This is a genomic window from Streptomyces sp. SCPE 10 (assembly GCF_051980735.1).
In the GTDB taxonomy this organism is placed as follows: domain Bacteria; phylum Actinomycetota; class Actinomycetes; order Streptomycetales; family Streptomycetaceae; genus Streptomyces; species Streptomyces misionensis.
In genome coordinates, this window is the sequence record NZ_CP197069.1 from 7,726,301 (window position 1) to 7,748,064 (window position 21,764).

Consider the following 21,764-nt stretch of genomic DNA (forward strand, 5'->3'; position numbering starts at 1 on the left):
AAGGGCGTCGTCCACGGCGCGGGCCGGCCGATGGCCCGAACCGGTGAGGTCGCTCCCGGCAGTGGCCGTTTCCGCCCCTCCCGGCCCCGTTCCGGTTGTCCGCACCGGATGCGGATGCTGAGGAGTGCTGACCGCCACCATGGACGTGCGGTGAACGGCCGGGCAGGCGGGACGCCGGACGGGGGAGGGGCGGCCCCGCCGATCCGGCACACCGATCGTCAAATACCGTAGCGCGTACGGTCATTGAGAGGTGTACGTTCTCCCCGAACGGCGCCGCCGTCCCGTTCGCACGGCGGCCGGAGGGGGGAGACCGTGCCAGATTCCCAGAACATGCAGCAGATGGCGGAGACGCTGGCGATGACGGGTGCCTCGACGCTGGTCGCGGCCATGGCCACGGACGCGTGGCAGGCGGGCCGCGGGGGCTTCGCGCGGCTGTTCCACCGCCGTGGGAACGGCCTGCGCGAGATCGAGACCCAACTGGACAACGATGCGGCCCTGGTGACCGGGGAGGACGCCGCCGCGGCCCGGGAGGCACTGATCGGCCCCTGGCGGCTGCGGCTGCTCCGCCTGCTGCGCGAGCACCCGGGCGCGGCACCGGAACTGACCGAACTCATCGACCGGATCCGAGAGCGGCTCCCGGAGGACGGCCGCCGCTGGACGCAGAACGTCCACACGCACGACCATTCCGTCGCCAACGTCGTGCAGGGCGGCAACCAGTACAACCAGTACATGGACAGACCCCGCACGGACGGTGACGCGGACGACGAGGCATGAGCGAGTCGGACGGCACGGTCTTCATCCAGAACCTCACCGCGCACGGCGGCCGGATCAACGCCGTCCAGGGCGCGGACCAGTACAACTACATCTACCGCAGCACCCCGCCCTACCGGGTCGAGCCGTATCCACTGGACGCCGGGCCCATCCCGCCGGGCCTGCGGCGCGTGCCCAGCCGCCTGCTGACGGCCCGGCACCGGCTGGTCCCCTTCGCTCCGCGCCCGGAACTGGAGCTGCTGGAGGCATGGCGGGACGACATCGCACCGGGGCTCACGGTACGGCTGCTGCACGGTGAGGGCGGCCAGGGCAAGACCCGGCTCGCAGCCGAGTTCGCCGCGCGGTCGGCCGAAGCGGGCTGGACGGTGGCCCAGGCCCGGCACCGGAGCGAGGTCGCCTCCGCCGGCGGAAGCGACGAGACACTGGCGGTCCGCTCGCCCGGCCTGGTCATCGTCGTCGACTACGCGGAGCGCTGGCCGCTGCCCGACCTCATCACCCTGATCCGGCAGCACAGCGCCGCCGCACGCGACCGCCTGCGCATCCTGCTGCTGTCCCGGCCCGCCGGGGACTGGTGGCAGGACCTGGCCCACCAGCTGTCCAAGCTCGACATCCTCGACACCGACACCGTCCACCTGCCCGGCCTGCCGGAGCACCCCGAGGCGCGCGGCACCGTCTACGCCTCGGCACGGGACGCGTTCGCCGGCGCCCTCGGCCTCGCCGACCCCACCGCCGTCCGGGTTCCCGCCGAGCTGGCCGACCCCGCGTTCGACCTGATGCTCGCAGTCCACATGAAGGCACTGGTGGACGTGGACGCGGCGGTGCGCGGCGTCACCCCGCCGTCCGGCCGCGACCTGGCCGCCCTGTCCACGTACCTGCTGGACCGCGAGCACGACCACTGGCGGTCCGGCCACGACGGCGGCCGCGGGCCGGTACGCACCGGCCCGCGCGAGATGCGCCGCGCGGTGTACGTCGCCACGCTCACCCCGCCGCTGACGGCCGATGCCGCCGCCGCGGCCCTGACCCGCACCGCCGCCACCGAGGCGGCCGACGCCGAGCAGGTCCTGCGGGACCACGCGCGGTGCTACCCGCCGCAAACGGCCCGACTGCTCTTCGAAAGCCTCTCACCCGACCGGCTCGCCGAGGACTTCCTCGCCCTCACCCTCCCCGGCCGGGAGGACCGGTACGGCTACCACGCCACGGACCCCTGGGCCGGGGCCGCCCCGGCGATGCTGCTGGAGCACCCGGACGACGGCCGGCCGCCGCCGTACGCCCGTCAGGTGCTCACGGTGCTCGTCGAAACCGCCCGCCGCTGGCCGCACATCGTCGACCGCCATCTGATCCCGATGCTGCTGCACCGGCCCGCCCTCGCCCGGGCCGCCGGCGGCACCACCCTCAGCCGTTTGTGCGACCTGGACGGCCTGCCGGACGCCGTGCTGGAGTTCGTCGCACCGCACCTGCCGGAAGAACGCCACGTCGACCTCGACCTCGGCGTGGCGGCCGTGACCCGGCGCATCGTCCGGCACCGGCTCCGCACCGGCGACCTCGGCCCGGCCGAACAGGCCGGACTCCTCTCCCACCTCGCCTGGCGCCACGGCAACGCGGGGCTGCTGCGCGAGGCCGCCGACGCGGCGCGGGAAGCGGTGGAGCTCGGCCGCCGGGCCGCCGCCGACGACCCCGCCGCGCTGCCCGCGCTGGCGGACGCCCTCAACGGCCTCGCCGCGCACCTCACCACCGCCGGCCGGTTCGACGAGGCGTCCGAGCCCCTTCGGGAAGCCGTCGACGCGTACCGGGCGCTGGCCGCCGCGGACCGCGCCGAGCACTCCGTGGGACTGGCCATGGCGCTGAACAACCTCGGTGTCCACCTGCTGCGCACCGGCCGGGCGGCGGAAGCGGCCGGGCACGCCGCCGAGGCCGTCGAACTGCTCGGGCCACCGGCGGACGACGACCCCGAGACACATCTGCCCACGAGGGCGACCGCGTTGACCAACCTGAGCAACGCGCTGTCCCAGTGCGGGCGCCTGGACGAGGGCGTACGCGCCGCGCAGGACGCGCTGGAGCTCCACCGACGGCTGGCCGGCGCCGACCGGATGCGGTACCTGCCCGACCTCGCGATGACACTGCTCGACTGCGGCCAGTGGCTGATGGTTGCCGACAGGCCGGAGCGGGCCCACCAGCTCACCGAGGAGGCCGTGCGCCTGTACCGCGAACTCGCCGAGGCCAACCCGGCGGCCCACCTCCCGCACCTGGCCATGGCCTGGGACAACCTCGGCAACGCCCTCGCCCGCCTCGGGCGGCCCGAGGACGCCCTGGAGGCCACACGCAAGGGCCTGGAGATACGCGAACGGCTCATGGCCGCCGACCCGGAGCGCCACCGGCCCGACCTGGCACGGTCGCTGACCAACCTCAGCATCCGCCTCTCCCAGCTCGCGGACCCGCACGACGGCCTCGCCCCCGCGGAGCAGGCGGTCGGCCTCTGGCGCCGGATAGCCGCCACCGATCCGGTACATCTGCCCGACCACGCGACCGCCCTCCACGCCCTGGACCACTGGCTCACCCGGGAGGGACGCCACGACGAGGCCCTGGACGCCGCCGAGGAACTGCTCGCCGTGCGGCGCCGCTCGGCCGAAGCCGACCCCTCCCGGGCACCCGTGCTCGCCACCGCGCTGCACTCCGTGGGCGCACGTCTCGCCGGTGCGGGCCGCCGGGAGCAGGCCCTGGCGCACCTCACCGAGGCGGTCGACCTGCGCCGCGGGCTCGCGCGGACCGGGACGGCCGCCGACGCGTCACCGCTGCTGGACTCCGTGAACCTGCTGGGCACCCTGCTGGTCGAGACGGGCCGGGCAGGGGAGGCCGTACGTCTGTCCGCCGGTGCCATGCTCGCCCTCGAGGAGCCCGCGAGGGCCGATCCGGATTCCTACCGCCCGCACCTGGCGACCGCGGCGACCCTCGTCGGCATCAGGCTGTCGGAGGCCGGTCGGCCGGAGCACGCCGTGCAGTCCCTGAACTTCGGGTTGTCGATGCTCCGGGAACTGGCCGCGGCGGACACGGCGTACCTCCCGCAGTTCGTCAACGTGCTGCGCCTCCTCGCCCTGGTCCGGGTCGGCGCCGGCATCGAGCTGAAGCAGGCTCTCCAGGCGAGTACCGAGGCCGTTCGTATCGCCCGCGGGATCTCGGAGCACCTCCCCCCGGAATCCCCCCTGCTCAGCGATGCCCTGACCGCCCACTCCCTGGTGCTCCAGGCACTCGGCGACGACGCCCCGTCGGAGACCTCGGAGACCTCGGAGACCTCGGAGACCTCGGAAACGGAGGATGCCTGAGCCGGGCCGTCCCCGGCGGCCGGCAGCGGACACGCCGGAAGACCGGCGGGCCGGCACGGGTCGGTGTGCTGTCGGCGGGATGTCGGTGGCCGGGCGGGGCTGTCGGTGCCGCGCAGGCGATGTGTCGGTGACCGCTGGAACGGTGGTGACGAGTCGCCCGGCACGCAGCCGCGACCGTCCCCATCAGCAAGGGAGCCCCGCCGCATGTCGTTCGCACCCAAAGATCCGCCCTGGAACGTCGCACGGCTGCCGCGTGCCGACGGCAGCACCTTCCTGGTCACCGGCGGCAACGCCGGCATCGGGTACTTCGTCGCGGAGCAGCTGTCGGCGACCGGGGCGACCGTCGTGCTCGGCAGCCGGAACCCTGCGAAGGCCGAGAACGCGATGGCCTCGATCCGCGCGCGGGTCCCCGGCGCGCGGGTGCGTGCCGTACGGATGGACCTCGCCGACCTCTCCACGCTGCGCACAGCGGCGGAATCACTGGCGGTCGACCGCCTCGACGCGGTGGTCCTCAATGCCGGCGTCGCCCTCGACGACCCGCCACGCAGGGAGACGGGCGAGGGCCACGAGCTGATGTTCGGCACGAACCACCTCGGGCACTTCGCGTTGACCCGGTGGCTGATGCCGCTGCTGTCGGCCGCCCCGGCGGCCCGCGTCGTGACCATCGGCAGCTTCGCGGCGAAGTCGGAACGGCTCGACCTGGACGATCTCCAGTCCCGGAAGGACTACCGGCCCAAACGCGCCTACGCGCGGTCCAAGCTGGCGCAGATGTACTTCAGCCTCGAACTCGACCGCCGCCTGCGCGCCGCCGGCAGTACGGTGGCCGGCGTGCTGGCCCATCCCGGTGGCGCGCTGGACTCCCTCACCCCGTCCCGGCCGCCCGTCCATGTACGGACCGCCGGCGCACGGCTGGGCGCGGCACCTGCGGCCCTCCTCGTCCAGGGCAAGGACGCCGGCGCGTGGCCCGCGGTCCGGGCGGTGCTCGACCCGGCCGTGCCCGAGGGCCGGATGTGGGAACCCCGCGTCTTCGGCCTGCGCGGCGAACCCCGATGCGAACCGGTGTGGCACCACCTCACCGACACCCTGGTGGCGACGCGGTTGTGGGACGCGAGCTGCGACCTGACCGGCGTCGACCCCGGCTCGATACCCGGATAGCGCGGAAGTGCGCCCTGGCTGACGACAACGGGTCGGCGGCCGGGGCGAGGCGCGGCCGGGCCCGCTCAGCGCGTCAGGAGATCGATCGCGACCTTCAGCCGTTCGAGGTAGAACTCCCTTGACGGCGCCTGGTGTTTGAGGCCGATCGACGCGCTGATCATCGTCTGCGCGACGGCGAGCGCCCCCGCTCGTCCGGTCTGCGCGGCGATCGCATCGGTGATCAGCTCCTCGAAACGCCGCGGCGCAGTCTCGGCCGTCTCGCCGAGCAGATCGGGGTTGGCCTCGATGACCTCCGCGACATCGCGGGCCAACGGGCCGATGTAGCGGCCCGCCCACTGGTCGAACGCTTCGAGGAGACGCTCCGGCAGGGGACGTCCGGTGTCGGCCAGGACCTGTTCGACCGCTGCGATGTCGCGTTCCAGGGCCTGGGTGACGGCGGCACGGAACAGCGCCTCCTTCGAGGAGAACAGGAAGTAGAGCCCCGGCCGGGAGATCCGTGCCGCCTGCGCCACCGCCTCCATCGAGGTCTTCCGGTAGCCGAAGCGCGCGAAAGTGGCCAGGGCGGCGTCCAAGACCACGGTCCGCCGACTGCTGTCGGTGGCCGCCGAGGACGGGTGGCCGGCATCAGGGCTGCTCATGGACCGAGCATAGGAGGACGTTACGAGCTATACAAGTCAAGTTCACTCTGTATAGTCCTGGCATGGCCGACCCTTCGCTCATCTCCACGCCCTTCACCGCCGCAAGCACCGCGGACGACGTGCTGCGAGGCATCGATCTGACCGGTGTCCGCGCCGTTGTGACCGGTGCGTCCTCCGGAATCGGGACCGAGACCGCTCGCGCGCTGACCGCCGCCGGGGCCGAGGTCACCCTCGCGGTCCGGAACACCGCCGCGGGCCACACCGCCGCCGAGGCGATCGCACGGTCCACCGGAAGACCCCGGCCCCAAGTGGCCCGGCTCGACCTCGCCGACAGGACGACCGTCGCGCGCTTCGTCGCCGCGTGGCACGGCCCGCTGCACCTGCTGATCAACAACGCGGGCGTGGTCACCGGCGGTCTCGAACGAACCCTTGAGGGCTGGGAGCTGCAATTCGCGACCAACCACCTCGGCCATTTCGCCCTCGCCACCGGCCTGCACGACGCCCTGGCCCGAGGAGCCCGCGACCGCGACGGCGCCCGGATCGTCTCGGTGAGTTCGACCGCGCACATGCGCGCCGGCGTCGACTTCGACGACCTCCACTTCGAACACCGCGACTACGACCCGCAGATCGCCTACGCCCGGTCGAAGACGGCGAACTCCCTGTTCGCCGTCGAGGCCACCCGGCTGTGGGCGGCGGACGGGATCGTCGCCAACGCCGTGAACCCCGGCGGCGTCGCCACCGGACTGCAGCGGAACTTCACCCCACGGCAGAGGCGGTCGCTCGACGCCGCGGAGGCCGCGGGCGTCTTCACCTACAAGACGGTCGAACAGGGGGCCGCCACCAGCATCGTCGCGGCCGTCTTCCCGGCCTTCGCCCACTCCGGCGGCCACTACCTCGATGACGCGCGGGAGGCGTACACCGTGCCGAACGACGCCGACCTCGCGCGCCACCCCCACGGCGTCAAGGAATGGGCGCTCGACCCCGCCCTCGCCGAGCGCCTCTGGGCGGTCTCGACCGATCTCCTGCGCGCTTGAACCCTCCGCCCTGGGCGGGTGCTTGAGACGGGGGATACGGTGACCCCTGTCCAACTGGCGCATGTTGTCAGCGGGTTGCGAGAAGCCTGCCTCATCCACACGGAGTGGCCGTGCCGTTCGACAGTGCTCCACAGACCGTCAGGGAAGCCGCCCGCCGCATCGTGGATCTCGTGCTCACCGAGGACGACGCCTACCTCGACAGCCTCCCGGGCGAGGTCGAGACCTCCATCGTCGTGCCCTTGACCGAGGTGGCGCGGATGCTGGGCGAGCCCACCGGCGACAGCGAGTTCCGCGGCGGGGTCCGGATCCTGCTGGAGGCGGGCGCGGACGCGGCGCCCCGTATGCCCGGCGAGCTGCGTGACCTGTTCGAGGAACTGCGGTTCGCCATGCGCGGGGTGACCGCGCGCTGACCGGGGGCCGGCGGAGGCGGGACCAACCGAGGCTTTCTGCACAACAGAGGAGCAGTCCCCGTGCACCGAGACGGAGAGGAACCGACCGTGCCCCGTGAGTCCGAGCCCGTCGAGCCGACCGCCCGCTTCATACGCCCCACGCCGACGCTGCCCGCGGGCCGTCCGGCCGACCAACTGCTGGCCGAGCTGCGCGAGTTGCGCGCCGCCGACGCACCCACCCGGGGCGGCCGGACGTTCGCCTACGTCTACGACGCCGGCCTGCCCGACGTCGACGAGCTGGCCGCCACCGCGTACGGCGTGTTCGCCACGGTCAACGGCCTCGACCCGACGGTCTTCCCGAGCGTGGCCCGGCTGGAGAACGACGTGGTGGGCGCGGTCTCCGCGATCCTCGGAGTGCCGGGCGCGCAGGGCAGTTTCACCAGCGGCGGCACCGAGTCGATCCTGCTGGCCGTGAAGACCGCGCGGGACCACGCCCGCGTCACCGCACCCCGACCAGTGGGATCGCCAGTGCCGGTGTGCGGGACGGAGCGGCTGTACTGTCTCCCGAGACGATCAAGGGGAGGGGTGGGATGACGGAAGATCTGCAGTTCGATTGGGAGCTGAGCGGCAGTGGTTGGGCGCAGTGCCGCGTCGCAGACGGCTCGGCGGTGCTGAAGAACGTCGTCAGTTACTGCACGGATGCCCTTTCCGATGTGCTCCACGGCGTGATCGGTCTCTACGGCCCCACATCCGTTCAGCGGTTCTCCTTCGATCTCGAACCAGCCGAAGCGCGCTGGGTACTGCGCGGCAGGGGAGCGGACGTCGACATGGCGGTCTACCGCTTTCCCGACGTGTCCACGAGTTACGACGCGCCCGACGAGGACGGCACACCCGTCTGGGGCTCCCGGCAACCGCGGACCGTGCTCGGTCACGCCGTCATGGAGGCTGCGCAATCCGTGCTGCGGCTCCACGGCGAGGACGGTTACCTGGCGAAGTGGGTCCGGTACCCCTTTCCCGTCGCCGCCCTGCAAGACCTTCGCCGCCTGCATCTCCGGCACGACGGGTGCGCACGCCCGCACCAGCCGGCTCTGGTCTGATCCGGGGCGTGGCCGTGGTGTCAGCCACCCACTCCCGTTCGTGGCGACCAGGTGCGGTCACCAGGGAGCACGGGTACTCATGAGCGGACTTCGAGGTGAGTCAGTGGTGGGCGCGATGGAGCCGTTCCTGATGCCCGTCGAAGACCTCTTTCGCCTGCGACAGGGCAGGGCGGTCATGGCGACGGGCCGGATCGAACGCGGCCTGGTACGCAAGGGCGACCCGGCGGAGATCATTGGCTTGGGCTGCGGGAACACCTGGACCACGTCGTGAGCCGTCACCAACGGCGGGCGAGCAGGGGCTTGAGTCTCCCGTAGGCCACTCAAGGCATGACGGTCGCACCCACGTCCACGCCCCCGGTGGCATGCTCGGGGGCGTGGACGCAGCCGTGCACGGTCGGCCGGTCAGAGGCCGAACGCTGCCGTGCCGGCATTCCCGGCACGCACCACGGTCAGGAGAAGACGACGGAGCGCAGCAGGAGGCGGTCACCGGCTCCCGCGCCGGGAGGGAGGGTGTAGTAGACGTCGCCCTCGCAGTCGGCGTCGAGGAAGACGGTGGCGGTGGCGTCCGTACGGTTCTTGGGCGCCCGGCTCACCGAACCCGGCTCGGAGGCCGGCCCACGCAGGTTGATGCACTCGCCGCCGGCCGGATTGTTCAGGAAGCCGACGGCTTCGTATCCCTGCGCGGTGGTGTAGGTGTAGCGGAACTGGCCGGTCGCCGCCGAGGCCGAACCAGGTGCGGCCAGCAGCAGGACGAGGGCGCTGCACGCAGCGCCGAGGGTGGCCTTGAGGGAGCGAGCAGACACGGGGATCTCTCTCTTCGGGTGCAACTACGGTCAGTGCCAGCGATGCCCCGGAAAACAGCGTGGTAGACGCTTTGTCCCTCGGACGGGGAAGCCGAATCGTTCCGCACGAGACCGGGCGACGGATTGTTCGACGGGTTTCGACGGGACCGGCGCGGGCCAGGCGCGAGGGCGGGGGCGTGCCGGGGCGGCCACCGTCTCGCCGCGCACGGCACTACGCGGCGGGATCGTTCTAGTCGTCGAGCAGGGGGTTGTGGCGTTCGGTGAGCGGGCCCACGCCGAGGTCGTCACGCATGAGTTGGCGCATTGTGGCGGCTGCCTTGCCGCGCGCCTCCCAGCGGGCGCGATCCTCCGGGCTGCTGACGGCGGTGCCGTCGATGTAGCCGTCGCAGATGCGTCGCAGGCAGTGGAACACGTCGTTGGACGCCTTGACGACGGGCTGGGGCGCGATGAGCCACATCCGTTCCGAGGCGATGGCTATGCCCGACTCGCGAAAGGCGCCCCGCAGCGCGAGCGCCCGTTCGTCGGAGGACGGGTGATCCTGCCCGGCCAGGGCCCGCAGGGTCTCGCCGAGGACCTTCACGGTGGTGGTGTACTGCGTGTAGACGTCGAGCCGCAGCCGAAGGGCTTCCTTGACGTCGTCGTGCTTCCAGCGATTGCGATCGGCGATGAGAGTGGCGACGATGCCGATCGCGGCCCCGGCCAGGGTGGAAAGCAGTGGCAACCAGTCCATGCGGGCCAGCTTGGTCCAACCCGTGCCGGTGGCACCAGGACCTTTTCCCGGGTCAGATCGGCTCGGGCCGACGGTGCCTTGCGGCCGACCCCGACACGGTCCGTCCTCCACCGCACCCTCGGATCGGCCCAGACCCCCTGACCGACGCTCGGCCATCCCCTCCCTTCTTCCGTACCGGTTTACGCAAGCCGCTTACGTAAACCGCGCTATTCTTGCGCGCATGACGCGACGACTTGCGGAAGTGGCGAAGAAGGTAGGGGTCAGCGAGGCCACGGTCAGCCGGGTGCTCAACGGCAGGCCCGGAGTCTCCGACGCCACCCGGCAGGCCGTGCTGACGGCCCTCGACGTCCTGGGCTACGAGCGCCCCACTCAACTGCGCGGCGAGCGCGCCCGACTCGTCGGCCTGGTCCTGCCGGAGTTGCAGAACCCCATCTTCCCCGCGTTCGCCGAGGTCATCGGTGGTGCGCTCGCCCAACTCGGGCTCACCCCGGTGCTGTGCACCCAGACCAAGGGCGGCGTCTCGGAGGCGGACTACGTCGAACTGCTGCTCCAGCAGCAGGTGTCCGGTGTCGTCTTCGCCGGCGGCCTCTACGCCCAGGCCGACGCCCCGCACGACCACTACCGACTGCTCGCCGACCGCAACATCCCCGTCGTCCTGGTCAACGCGGCCATAGAACACCTCGGCTTCCCGGGCGTGTCCTGTGACGACGCGGTCGCCGTCGAACAGGCCTGGCGGCACCTGGCCTCGCTCGGCCACGAACGCATCGGACTGGTCCTCGGCCCCGGCGACCACATGCCCTCCGCCCGCAAACTGGCCGCCGCGCACGACCTCACCGGCGGTCTGCCGGAAGAGCGCGTCGCCCGGGCCATCTTCTCCATCGAAGGCGGGCACGCCGCCGCCTCCCGGCTGATCGACCGGGGCGTCACCGGCATCATCTGTGCCAGCGACCCCCTCGCCCTCGGCGCGATCCGGGCCGCCCGGCGCAAGGGCTGCGACGTCCCGGGCCGGATCTCCGTCGTCGGGTACGACGACTCGGCGTTCATGAACTGCACCGAACCCCCGCTCACCACCGTCCGCCAGCCCATCGAGGCCATGGGGCGCGCGGCCGTGGAACTGCTGAACGCGCAGATCGGCGGCACCGCCGTACCCGCCGAAGAGCTGCTGTTCGAACCCGAACTGGTGGTGCGCGGATCGACCGGGCAAGCACCGCGCGACTGAGACCCCGGTACATCCGGTCCACTGTCAAATAATTACAGAACTCGCGCGACATCTTGCGAACCCTTGTCGGCGGTGCTTGAGTGTGCCGCGCCCACTGCTCCATGCCATGAGTGCCACCAAGGGGTCCATCGATGACAAGCACCGGGTTCCGCCGCACTTTCCTCGCGATCGGCGTCTGCTCCTCCCTCGCCCTCGCCGCCACCGCCTGCGGTTCGGGCGGCGACGGGTCGGCGAGCGGCAAGACGCGCATCACCGTCAACTGCGAGCCACCGAAGAGTGCCAGAACCGACCGGAAGTTCTTCGACGCGGACGTCGCCTCCTTCGAGCGGCAGAACCCGGACATCGACGTCGTCACCCACGACGCCTTCCCCTGCGAGGACCCCAAGACGTTCGACGCCAAACTCGCCGGCGGTCAGATGGAGGACGTCTTCTACACGTACTTCACCGACGTCCGGCATGTCGTGGGCATCAACCAGGCCGCGGACCTCACGCCGTACCTCAAGGAGATGAAGAGCTACGGCACGCTCCAGAAGCAGTTGCGCGACATCTACACGGTGAACGGGAAGGTATACGGCATACCGCGTACCGGATACAGCATGGGGCTGATCTACAACCGCGCCCTGTTCAAGCGGGCCGGCCTCGACCCCGACCAGCCCCCCACGACCTGGGACGAGGTCCGCGCCGACGCCAAGAAGATCGCCGCCCTCGGCAACGGCACCGTCGGGTACGCCGACTACAGCGCCCAGAACCAGGGCGGCTGGCACTTCACCGCCGAGCTGTACTCCCAGGGCGGCGACGTCGTCAGCGCCGACGGCAAGAAGGCGACCGTCGACACCCCCGAGGGCCACGCCGTCCTGCAGAACCTGCACGACATGCGGTGGACCGACAACTCCATGGGCAGCAAACAGCTCCTCGTCATCAACGACGCACAGCAGATGATGGGCGCCGGCAAGCTCGGCATGTACCTGGCCGCACCCGACAACATCCCGATCCTCGTCAAGGAGAAGGGCGCCAGTTACGACGACATCGCCATCGGCCCCATGCCCGGCGGCCGGGCCACCCTGATCGGCGGGGACGGCTACATGTTCAACAAGCACGACTCGCCCGCCCAGATCCGCGCCGGCCTCAAGTGGCTTGACCACATGTTCCTCACCCCCGGCAAGGGGTTCCTCGGCGACTACGCCCGGGCCAAGCAGAACAACGCCCCCGTCGGCCTGCCCGAGCCGCGCCTGTTCACCGGCGCCGCCGACGCCAAGGACCAGGCGGTCAAGAAGGCCAACGCCAACGTCCCGGTCAAGAACTACCAGCCCTTCCTCGACGGCAACACCGCACTCCGGATGAAGATCGAGCCGCCGAACGCGCAGCAGATCTACTCCGTCCTCGACGGCACCGTCTCCGCCGTCCTCACCAAGAAGGACGCCGACATCGACCAGCTCCTGAAGGACGCGTCCGACAAGATCGACAGCATCCTGGCCCGGAGCTGACCGCCATGACGAAGACGGCCGAACGGCAGCCGACGGCGGCCGCCGTCCCCCCGGTCCCGGCGCCGCCCGCGGCAGGGGGCCGGAGACGGCACCGCCTGATCGACCAGGCCCGCGCCTACGCCTTCCTCCTCGGCGGCCTGCTCTGCTTCGCGCTGTTCTCCTGGTACCCGGCGATCCGCGCGGTCGTGATCGCCTTCCAGAAGTACACCCCGGGCTCCCCGCCCCAGTGGGTCGGCACCGCCAACTTCACCCGCGTCCTGCACGACCCGGAATTCTCCGCCGCCTGGCGCAACACCTTCTACTTCACCCTGCTCGCCCTGCTCATCGGCTTCGCCGTCCCCTTCCTTCTCGCCCTCGTCCTCAACGAACTCCGGCACGCCAAGGCCTTCTTCAGGGTCGTGGTCTACCTGCCGGTGATGATCCCGCCGGTGGTCAGCGCCCTGCTGTGGAAGTGGTTCTACGACCCGGGAGCCGGCCTCGCCAACGAGGCGCTGCGCTTTGCGCACCTGCCCACCTCGAACTGGTCCAACGGCACCGACACCGCGCTCGTCTCCCTGGTGATCGTGGCGACCTGGGCCAACATGGGCGGCACCGTCCTCATCTACCTGGCCGCCCTGCAGTCCATCCCCGGCGAGCTGTACGAGGCCGCCGAACTCGACGGCGCCGGCCTCCTCCAGCGCATCCGGCACGTCACGATCCCGCAGACCCGGTTCGTGATCCTGATGCTGATGCTCCTTCAGATCATCGCCACCATGCAGGTGTTCACCGAGCCGTTCGTCATCACCGGCGGCGGACCCGAGAGCGCCACCGTCACCGTCCTCTACCTCATCTACAAATACGCCTTCCTCTACAACGACTTCGGCGGCGCCTGCGCCCTCAGCGTGATGCTCCTGCTGCTGCTCGGCGTCTTCTCCGCCGTCTACCTGCGGCTCACCCGCAACGAGGGGGACACCGCATGACCGCCACCCGCACCCTGATCTCCCCGGCCACCCTCGCCCGCCCAGGCGGCAAGGCGATCTACTGGACGGTGTTCACCGCCGTCGTCGTCCTCTTCGCGCTCGCCTTCCTCTTCCCGGTGTACTGGATGGTCACCGGCGCGATGAAGTCCCCCGACGAGGTGGCCCGGACCCCGCCGACGCTCCTGCCGGAGCACTGGCACACCGGCGCCTACACCGACGCCTGGGACCTGATGCAGCTCCCGCAGCACCTGTGGAACACCGTCGTCCAGGCGGCCGGCGCCTGGGCCCTCCAACTGGTGTTCTGCACAGCCGCCGCCTACGCCCTGTCCAAGCTGCGGCCCGCCTTCGGCAAGGTGATCCTGGGCGGCATCCTCGCCACCCTGATGGTTCCGGCCCAGGCGCTCGTCGTACCCAAGTACCTCACCGTCGCCGATCTGCCGCTGCTGCACACCAGCCTGCTCAACGACCCCCTCGCCATCTGGCTGCCGGCCGTCGCCAACGCCTTCAACCTCTACCTGCTCAAGCGGTTCTTCGACCAGTTGCCCCGCGATGTGCTGGAGGCCGCCGAGATCGACGGCGCCGGCAAGCTGCGCACCCTGTGGTCCGTCGTCCTGCCCATGTCACGGCCGGTCCTCGGCGTCGTGTCCATCTTCGCGCTGGTCGCCGTCTGGCAGGACTTCCTGTGGCCGCTGATGGTCTTCTCCGACACCGACAAACAGCCGATCAGCGTGGCCCTGGTCCAACTGTCGCAGAACATCCAGCTCACCGTGCTCCTCGCCGCGATGGTGATCGCCGGCATCCCGATGGTGGCGCTGTTCCTCGTCTTCCAGCGGCACATCATCGCCGGGATCAGCGCGGGCAGCACCAAGGGCTGACGCCGACCGCACGTCTACAGAAAGGCAAGCTCAGTGGGACAGCCCACCCATGCCCCCGGCAGCCACGACTGGTGGCGCGACGCCGTCATCTACCAGGTCTACGTCCGCAGCTTCGCCGACGGCGACGGCGACGGCACCGGCGACCTCTCGGGCGTCCGCTCCCGGCTGCCCTACCTGGCCGAACTCGGCGTGGACGCGCTGTGGTTCAACCCCTGGTACCGGTCACCGATGAAGGACGGCGGCTACGACGTCGCCGACTACCGCGCCATCGACCCGGCGTTCGGCACCCTCGCCGAGGCGGAGAAACTCATCGCGGAGGCCCGCGAACTGGGCATCCGCACCATCATCGACATCGTCCCGAACCACGTCTCCGACCAGCACCCCTGGTTCCAGGCGGCCCTCGCCGCCGGCCCCGGCAGCCCCGAGCGGGATCTGTTCCACTTCCGGCCCGGCCGCGGCCCCCACGGTGAACTCCCGCCCAACGACTGGCCGTCACAGTTCGTCGGCACCACCGAACCGGTGTGGACCCGGCTGCCGGACGGCGACTGGTACCTGCACCTGTTCACCCCCGAACAGCCCGACCTCAACTGGGCCCACCCGGCCGTCCGCCAGGAACACGAGGACATCCTCCGCTTCTGGTTCGAAAGGGGTGTCGCGGGCGTCCGCATCGACTCCGCGGCCCTGCTCGCCAAGGACCCGCACCTCCCGGACCTGGCCACGCAGCCACAGCCGCACCCCTTCGTCGACCGCGACGAACTCCACGACATCTACCGCTCCTGGCGCGCCGTCGCCGACGCCTACGACGGTGTCTTCGTCGGGGAGGTGTGGCTCCCCGACGCCGAACGCTTCGCCCGCTATCTGCGCCCCGACGAACTCCACACCGCCTTCAACTTCTCCTTCCTCTCCTGCCCGTGGCACCCCGGGCGGCTGCGCGCCTCGATCGACACCACCCTCGCGGAACACGCTCCGGTCGGCGCCCCCGCCACCTGGGTGCTGTGCAACCACGACGTCACCCGTACGGTCACCCGCTACGGCCGCGAGGACACCGCCTTCGACTTCACCACCAAGGCCTTCGGCACCCCGACCGATCTGACGCTCGGCACCCGCAGGGCACGGGCGGCCGCCCTGCTGTCCCTCGCGCTGCCCGGGTCGGTGTACGTGTACCAGGGGGAGGAACTGGGGCTCCCGGAGGCGGAGATCCCGGTCGACCGCATACAGGATCCGATGTACCACCGCTCGCGCGGCACCGATCCGGGGCGTGACGGCTGCCGGGTGCCGCTGCCGTGGGACGCCGGTATGCCGTATGCGGGATTCGGCTCACAGGGCGAACCGTGGCTGCCGCAGCCGGACGACTGGCCGTCGTATGCGGTCGACCGCCAAGAGCGCGACCCCGACTCCATGCTCACCCTCTACCGCAGGGCCATCGCCCTGCGCCCCCGCTTCGGCACCGGGTCCCTCACCTGGCTCCCCACCCCCGAGGACGTCCTCGCGTTCTCCCGCGCGGGCGGCGCGATCTGCGTGGTCAACTTCTCCGCCACCCCCGCCGAACTCCCCGCGCACTCGGAACTCCTGCTCAGCAGCGGCCCCCTCGACGAGACGGGCCGGCTGCCGCAGGACACCGCGGCCTGGCTGTACGCCTGAGCCGCAGCGCACCGCTGTCCCGCGAACCCCCACCACGAAGGGAACAGCTCATGCACAGCAGCACCGCCAGATATGTCAGGCGCATGCCAGCCGTGGGGGCGGTCGTCGCCCTCGCCGCGGGCATGCTCGTCACGGTGGCCCCCGCCGCGCACGCGGCCGCGGGCGCCACCTTGCCCTTCACCTCGGTCGAGGCCGAGTCGGCCACCACCACCGGCACGAAGATCGGCCCGGACTACACCCAGGGCACCCTGGCCTCGGAGGCGTCCGGCCGGCAGGCCGTCCGGCTGTCCTCGGGTCAGCGGGTGGAGTTCACCGTGCCGCGAGCGGCCAACGCCGTGAACGTCTCCTACAGCGTGCCCGACGGCCAGTCCGGCTCGCTTGACGTGTACGTCAACGGCACCAAGCTGGCCAAGACCCTGCCGGTGACGTCCAAGTACTCGTACGTCGACACCGGCTGGATCACCGGTAGCAAGACGCACCACTTCTTCGACAACGCACGCCTGCTGCTGGGGCAGAACGTCCAGGCCGGCGACAAGGTCGCGTTCGTGGCGACCAGCACCCAGGTCACCGTCGACGTCGCCGACTTCGAACAGGTCGCCGCCGCCGGCGCACAGCCGTCCGGTTCGGTGTCCGTCGTCTCCAAGGGCGCCGACCCCAGCGGCAACGGCGACTCCACCCAGGCCTTCCGGGACGCCATCGCCGCCGCGCAGGGCGGGACGGTGTGGATCCCACCGGGTGACTACCGGCTCACCTCCTCCCTCGGCGGCGTACAGAACGTCACCCTGCAAGGGGCGGGCAGCTGGTACTCCGTCGTGCACACCTCCCGGTTCATCGACCAGTCCAGCTCCGCCGGGAACGTCCACATCAAGGACTTCGCGGTGATCGGGGAGGTCACCGAGCGCGTCGACTCCAGCCCGGACAACTTCGTCAACGGCTCCCTCGGGCCGAACTCGTCCGTCTCCGGCATGTGGATCCAGCACCTCAAGTGCGGACTGTGGCTGACCGGCACCAATGACAACCTGGTCGTGGAGAACAACCGCATCCTCGACACCACCGCCGACGGCATCAACCTGAACGGCACCGCGAAGGGCGTCCGCGTCAGCAACAACTTCCTGCGCAACCAGGGCGACGACTCCCTCGCCATGTGGTCGCTGTACGCCCCTGACACCAATTCCAGCTTCGAGAACAACACCATCTCCCAGCCCAACCTCGCCAACGGCATCGCCATCTACGGCGGCACCGACATCACGGTGCGCAACAACCTGGTCTCCGACACCAACGCCCTGGGCAGCGGCATCGCCATCTCCAACCAGAAGTTCATGGACCCGTTCTCGCCGCTGTCCGGCACCATCACGGTCGACGGCAACACGCTGGTGCGCACCGGCGCGCTCAACCCCAACTGGAGCCACCCGATGGGCGCGCTGCGCGTCGACTCGTACGACAGCGCCATCAACGCCACCGTGAACATCACCAACACCACGATCACCGACAGCCCGTACAGTGCCTTCGAGTTCGTCTCCGGCGGCGGGCAGGGCTACCCGGTGCGCAACGTCAACGTGACCGGCGCGACGGTGCGGAACACCGGCACGGTCGTGGTCCAGGGGGAGGCGCAGGGGGCGGCCACGTTCAAGAACGTCACCGCGACCGGCGTCGGCGCGGCCGGGGTGTACAACTGCCCGTACCCGGCGAACTCCGGTTCCTTCACCCTCACCGACGGCGGCGGCAACTCCGGCTGGTCCAGCACCTGGTCGGACTGCTCCACCTGGCCGCAGCCCGGCCAGGGCAATCCCGAGCCCGATCCCAACCGCAATCTCGCCAAGGGCCGTCCGGCGACGGCGACCGGCTCCCAGGACGTCTACACGCCCGGCAAGGCGGTGGACGGTGACGCCAACTCGTACTGGGAGTCGGCGAACAACGCCTTCCCGCAGTCCCTGACGGTCGACCTCGGTTCGTCGTACGCGGTGCGCCGCCTGGTGCTGAAGCTGCCGCCGTCCTCGGCGTGGGGTGCCCGCACCCAGACCGTCACCGTGCTCGGCAGCACCGACGGTTCGAACTACTCCACCGTGGTCGGCTCCCAGGGCTACCGTTTCGATCCGGCCACCGGCAACACCGCCACGGTGTCCCTGCCGAGCGGCACGAACCTGCGGTACCTGCGGCTGTCGGTCAGCGCCAACACGGGCTGGCCGGCCGGGCAGTTCAGCGAGGTGGAGGCCTACCTCACCTCCTGACGCCCTGAGGTTCTGGCGTCCGGGCGGGGAGCCCGGGCGCCGGAACCGCACGGAACCCGGCCGTTCGCGTCCGTGCCGGTCACGGGGCCGCGCGGGCCGGGACGCGAACGCGGTGACGCCGACGGCCGGAGGGGGCGCGGGCCGTCGGCGTCGTCTATCCCCTCGCGCTCGGCCTTCACGAACCCTTTCCGGGGCTCATCGGCGGTAGGCGGTGGCGGCGATGGCGGGCAGGAGGGCCAGGGAGAGGGCGGCGCCGGTCAGGGCGAGGACGGGGTAGCTGGTGGCGGCGACCATGATCCCGGAGGCCATGCCACCGGTGGCGCCCGCGATGGCGATGGAGACGTCGACCGTGCCCTGGGTCCTGGCGCGGGTGGCGAGCGGAACGGTGTCGGCGATGATCGCGGTGCCGCAGACGAGGCCGAAGTTCCAGCCGAGCCCGAGCAGGCCGAGCGCGAGCGCGAGCAGTGTGACGGAGCCGACGGGCGCGGTGGCCGCGAGGACGCCGGCGGCCGGCAGGGTGATGCCCGAGGCGGCGGCGACCTTCGTCCGCCCGTAGCGGTCCACGAGCCATCCGGTCAGCGGGGAGGGCAGGTACATGGCGCCGATGTGGACGGCGATGACGAGGCCGGAGGCGGCTGTGCCATGGCCGTGGTCGTGCATGTGGACCGGCGTCATCGTCATGATCGAGACCATGACGAGCTGGGTGAGGACCATGACCAGCGCGCCGAGGACCACGCCGCCGCGGCCCTCGCCCGGGTCGGCGGCATGTACGGCGCCGGCGCCGGCGCCGGCCGCGTTGGGCACGGCGTCGGCCTCCTCGGCCCGGGCGACGGCGCGGGCCAGGAGCAGCGGGTCGGGCCGCAGCCAGACGGCGAGGACGAACGCGGCCAGCGCGTAGGCGGCGCCGGAGAGGACGAAGGGCCCGGCGAGGCCCGGAATGCCGAGGCGCTCGGCGAAGGTGCCGGCGGGGGCGGCGAGGTTGGGCCCGGTGACGCCGCCGAGGGTGGTGGCGACGAGGACGGTGGAGACCGCGCGGGCCCGGTGCCCGCGGGCGGCGAGGTCCGCTCCGGCGTAGCGCGCCTGGAGGTTGGTGGCGGTGCCCGCGCCGTAGACGAACAGGGCGATGAACAGCAGGACCGGGTTGTCCAGGACGGCGGCGGCGATGACACCGGCGGAGCCGACGGCACCGGTGAGGTAGCCGGCGGCGAGCCCCGGGCGGCGGCCGCGGGCCTGGGAGATGCGGCCGACGACGACGGCGGTGAGGGCGGAACCGGTGGTGAACAGGGCGCTGGGGAGCCCGGCGAGACGGGTGGTGCCGAGCATGTCCTGAGCGAGGAGGGCGCCGACGGTGACGCCCGCGGCGAGCCCCGCGCCGCTGAGGACCTGGGAGGCGAACAGGACGCGCAGGATGCGGCGTTGGGCCTGCGCGGGGTCGGATATGAGGGCCGTCGTGTCGGCGGTCGGGGCGCTGGTCATCATCTCTTCCGGAGTGGGCGAGCAGGGGTGGGGCCGCCGGCCGGGCCCCTGCGGCGCGTCGTGGCCGGTGCGCGTGAGGAGACCGACGCCCGGCGCGGTCGGCCGTCGAGCACCGGCCCGGACCATGATGCCCGGGCTCGGCCATGGTCCCCCCGTTCCTCGACCCGCGAAAGAAATATCGGCCGGTGATGTCGAGAACCCGTGCCCGGCTCCGTCCTCGGGATGAAGGCGGCCACAATGGGTCGCACCAGCACCGAGGAGAGACACGATGGCCAAGTACCTGCTGCTCAAGCACTACCGCGGCGCTCCGGCAGCGGTCAACGACGTGCCCATGGACCAGTGGACGCCGCAGGAGATCTCGGCGCACATGCAGTACATGCACGATTTCGCGGCCCGGCTCGAGAAGAGCGGCGAGTTCGTCGACGGCCAGGCACTCGCCCCCGAGGGCATGTGGGTCCGGTACGACGGCGAGGGGCGGCCGCCGGTCACCGACGGCCCGTTCGCGGAGACCAAGGACCTCATCGCCGGCTGGATGGTGATCGACGTCGACGGGTACGAGCGCGCCGTCGAGCTGGCCGGGGAGCTGTCGGCCGCCCCCGGGGCGGGCGGGAAGCCGATCCACGAGTGGCTCGAAGTGCGCCCGTTCCTGGCCGCGCCGCCCACCGTCACGGAGTGACCTCTCGGATGAACGAGGCCCTGCTCCGCAGCCTCACACCGAGCGTGCTCGCCGTCCTCGTCCGCCGCGGAGCCGACTTCGCGGCGGCCGAGGACGCCGTACAGGACGCTCTGGTCGAGGCGCTCCGCGTCTGGCCGACCGACCCGCCGCGGTCCGCGAAGGGCTGGTTGGTCACCGTGGCCTGGCGCAAGTTCCTCGACCAGGCCCGGGCGGACGCCGCCCGCCGCCGGCGCGAGGACCGTCTCGACGACCAGCCGCCCGGGCCCGCGCCCGCCGTGGACGACACCCTCCAGCTCTACTTCCTGTGCGCCCACCCGTCGTTGACGCCGTCGTCCGCGGTCGCGCTCACCCTGCGCGCCGTCGGCGGGCTCACCACCCGCCAGATCGCGCAGGCCTACCTGGTGCCGGAGGCGACCATGGCGCAGCGCATCAGCCGCGCCAAGCGCACCGTCTCCGGCGTGCGGTTCGACCGGCCCGGCGACGTCGCCACCGTGCTGCGCATCCTCTACCTGGTCTTCAACGAGGGCTACTCGGGCGACGTCGACCTCGCCGCGGAGGCCATCCGGCTCACCCGGCAGCTCGCGGCCCGAGTCGACCACCCCGAGGTGGCGGGGCTGCTCGCCCTCATGCTGCTCCACCACGCCCGGCGCGCCACCCGGACCGCGCCCGACGGCGCTCTGGTGCCGCTCGCCGCGCAGGACCGCGGTCGGTGGGACACCGAGCTGATCGCCGAGGGGGTCGGGATCCTCCAGGCGGCCCTCGCCCACGACCGGCTGGGCGAGTTCCAGGCCCAGGCCGCCATCGCGGCACTCCACGCCGACGCGCCCACCGCCGAGGAGACGGACTGGGTGCAGATCGTCGAGTGGTACGACGAACTCGTGCGGCTGACCGACAACCCGGTCGTCCGGCTCAACCGCGCGGTGGCCGTCGGCGAGGCCGACGGACCGCGCGCGGGGCTGGCGACGCTCGCGACGCTGGACGACTCACTGCCCCGCCATGCCGCGGTGGCCGCCTACCTCCACGAGCGCGACGGCGACCTGGCGACGGCCGCGCGGCTGTACGCGGAGGCGGCCCACAAGGCGCCGAACCTGGCCGAGCGCGACCATCTGACGCGACAGGCCGCCCGGCTCAACACCCTCCGACGCGGCTGACGGCTCGCGCCCGGCATCCGGACTCCCGGTCTTCGCCACGCGAGCCCTCAGCCGTGCAATTCCGTACAGAGGCACGGTAGTTGGGGGTCGGCCGGTCCGCGCCCCACCCCGCGATCCCGAC

Annotated in this window: 19 protein-coding genes and 1 pseudogene; 16 read left to right on the top strand and 4 right to left on the bottom strand. The window is 71.6% G+C overall.

The features are described 5' to 3' along the window. Positions 1-312: 312 nt before the first annotated feature. The 3 genes from ACSP97_RS35075 (at position 313) to ACSP97_RS35085 (ending at position 5,243) form a co-directional block, all read left to right on the top strand. Positions 313-774, top strand: a complete 462-nt coding sequence (locus ACSP97_RS35075) for a hypothetical protein (protein ID WP_440555883.1) — start codon at positions 313-315, stop codon at positions 772-774. Beyond that, complete coding sequence (locus ACSP97_RS35080; protein ID WP_440555884.1) at positions 771-4,088, top strand: tetratricopeptide repeat protein; 3,318 nt, start codon at positions 771-773, stop codon at positions 4,086-4,088. The genes ACSP97_RS35075 and ACSP97_RS35080 overlap by 4 nt, the downstream gene beginning before the upstream one ends. 204 nt (positions 4,089-4,292) lie before the next feature. Then, positions 4,293-5,243 (top strand): SDR family NAD(P)-dependent oxidoreductase, encoded by a 951-nt coding sequence (locus tag ACSP97_RS35085; protein ID WP_358676271.1) that lies wholly within the window; start codon positions 4,293-4,295, stop codon positions 5,241-5,243. A gap of 65 nt (positions 5,244-5,308) precedes the next feature. On the opposite strand, the gene ACSP97_RS35090 is transcribed toward ACSP97_RS35085, so the two are convergent. Beyond that, positions 5,309-5,881 (bottom strand): TetR/AcrR family transcriptional regulator, encoded by a 573-nt coding sequence (locus ACSP97_RS35090; protein ID WP_355150951.1) that lies wholly within the window; start codon positions 5,879-5,881, stop codon positions 5,309-5,311. Between the two features lie 62 nt (positions 5,882-5,943). On the opposite strand from ACSP97_RS35090, the gene ACSP97_RS35095 reads away from it, so the two are divergent. The 5 genes and pseudogenes from ACSP97_RS35095 to ACSP97_RS35115 all read left to right on the top strand — a co-directional run bounded on the left by ACSP97_RS35095 (position 5,944) and on the right by ACSP97_RS35115 (position 8,672). Then, positions 5,944-6,915, top strand: a complete 972-nt coding sequence (locus ACSP97_RS35095; protein WP_355325636.1) for an SDR family NAD(P)-dependent oxidoreductase — start codon at positions 5,944-5,946, stop codon at positions 6,913-6,915. 110 nt (positions 6,916-7,025) lie between these two features. Beyond that, entirely contained in the window at positions 7,026-7,325 is a 300-nt protein-coding gene (locus ACSP97_RS35100; RefSeq protein WP_358676277.1) for a hypothetical protein, read from the top strand. 129 nt (positions 7,326-7,454) lie between these two features. Beyond that, a pseudogene (locus ACSP97_RS35105) lies at positions 7,455-7,817 on the top strand (aspartate aminotransferase family protein); the annotation flags it as partial. A gap of 77 nt (positions 7,818-7,894) precedes the next feature. Further along, a complete protein-coding gene (locus tag ACSP97_RS35110) occupies positions 7,895-8,401 on the top strand; it encodes a hypothetical protein (protein WP_440555885.1) in 507 nt (168 codons plus the stop codon). Between the two features lie 106 nt (positions 8,402-8,507). After that, the gene (locus ACSP97_RS35115; RefSeq protein WP_440555886.1) at positions 8,508-8,672 is read left to right on the top strand and encodes a hypothetical protein; all 165 of its coding nucleotides are present in this window, start codon (positions 8,508-8,510) and stop codon (positions 8,670-8,672) included. A gap of 178 nt (positions 8,673-8,850) precedes the next feature. Here the strand turns inward: ACSP97_RS35115 and ACSP97_RS35120 are convergent, their stop codons facing one another. Together ACSP97_RS35120 and ACSP97_RS35125 are read right to left on the bottom strand one after the other, a co-directional pair. Beyond that, the gene (locus ACSP97_RS35120; protein ID WP_364724937.1) at positions 8,851-9,204 is read right to left on the bottom strand and encodes a hypothetical protein; all 354 of its coding nucleotides are present in this window, start codon (positions 9,202-9,204) and stop codon (positions 8,851-8,853) included. Between the two features lie 229 nt (positions 9,205-9,433). Then, complete coding sequence (locus ACSP97_RS35125) at positions 9,434-9,934, bottom strand: hypothetical protein (RefSeq protein ID WP_440555887.1); 501 nt, start codon at positions 9,932-9,934, stop codon at positions 9,434-9,436. Positions 9,935-10,154: 220 nt separating this feature from the next. On the opposite strand from ACSP97_RS35125, the gene ACSP97_RS35130 reads away from it, so the two are divergent. The 6 genes from ACSP97_RS35130 to ACSP97_RS35155 all read left to right on the top strand — a co-directional run bounded on the left by ACSP97_RS35130 (position 10,155) and on the right by ACSP97_RS35155 (position 18,340). Then, positions 10,155-11,153, top strand: coding sequence for a LacI family DNA-binding transcriptional regulator (locus ACSP97_RS35130; protein ID WP_208624937.1), 999 nt, complete (start codon positions 10,155-10,157; stop codon positions 11,151-11,153). 131 nt (positions 11,154-11,284) lie between these two features. Then, on the top strand, positions 11,285-12,637 hold the full coding sequence (locus ACSP97_RS35135; RefSeq protein WP_364724929.1) for an ABC transporter substrate-binding protein: 1,353 nt from the start codon (positions 11,285-11,287) through the stop codon (positions 12,635-12,637). Between the two features lie 5 nt (positions 12,638-12,642). Beyond that, complete coding sequence (locus tag ACSP97_RS35140; protein ID WP_440555888.1) at positions 12,643-13,596, top strand: carbohydrate ABC transporter permease; 954 nt, start codon at positions 12,643-12,645, stop codon at positions 13,594-13,596. After that, on the top strand, positions 13,593-14,471 hold the full coding sequence (locus ACSP97_RS35145) for a carbohydrate ABC transporter permease (RefSeq protein WP_440555889.1): 879 nt from the start codon (positions 13,593-13,595) through the stop codon (positions 14,469-14,471). Before ACSP97_RS35140 ends, ACSP97_RS35145 begins: the two co-directional genes overlap by 4 nt. Positions 14,472-14,504: 33 nt before the next feature. Beyond that, positions 14,505-16,112 (top strand): glycoside hydrolase family 13 protein, encoded by a 1,608-nt coding sequence (locus tag ACSP97_RS35150; protein ID WP_440555890.1) that lies wholly within the window; start codon positions 14,505-14,507, stop codon positions 16,110-16,112. Positions 16,113-16,162: 50 nt separating this feature from the next. Beyond that, entirely contained in the window at positions 16,163-18,340 is a 2,178-nt protein-coding gene (locus ACSP97_RS35155; RefSeq protein WP_440555891.1) for a discoidin domain-containing protein, read from the top strand. Between the two features lie 195 nt (positions 18,341-18,535). On the opposite strand, the gene ACSP97_RS35160 is transcribed toward ACSP97_RS35155, so the two are convergent. Continuing rightward, the gene (locus tag ACSP97_RS35160; RefSeq protein WP_440558522.1) at positions 18,536-19,816 is read right to left on the bottom strand and encodes an MFS transporter; all 1,281 of its coding nucleotides are present in this window, start codon (positions 19,814-19,816) and stop codon (positions 18,536-18,538) included. Between the two features lie 268 nt (positions 19,817-20,084). On the opposite strand from ACSP97_RS35160, the gene ACSP97_RS35165 reads away from it, so the two are divergent. Both ACSP97_RS35165 and ACSP97_RS35170 read left to right on the top strand, forming a co-directional pair. Further along, positions 20,085-20,492 (top strand): YciI family protein, encoded by a 408-nt coding sequence (locus tag ACSP97_RS35165; RefSeq protein WP_355150930.1) that lies wholly within the window; start codon positions 20,085-20,087, stop codon positions 20,490-20,492. Positions 20,493-20,500: 8 nt separating this feature from the next. Next, the gene (locus ACSP97_RS35170; protein WP_440558523.1) at positions 20,501-21,643 is read left to right on the top strand and encodes an RNA polymerase sigma factor; all 1,143 of its coding nucleotides are present in this window, start codon (positions 20,501-20,503) and stop codon (positions 21,641-21,643) included. The last annotated feature ends 121 nt before the right edge of the window (positions 21,644-21,764 follow it).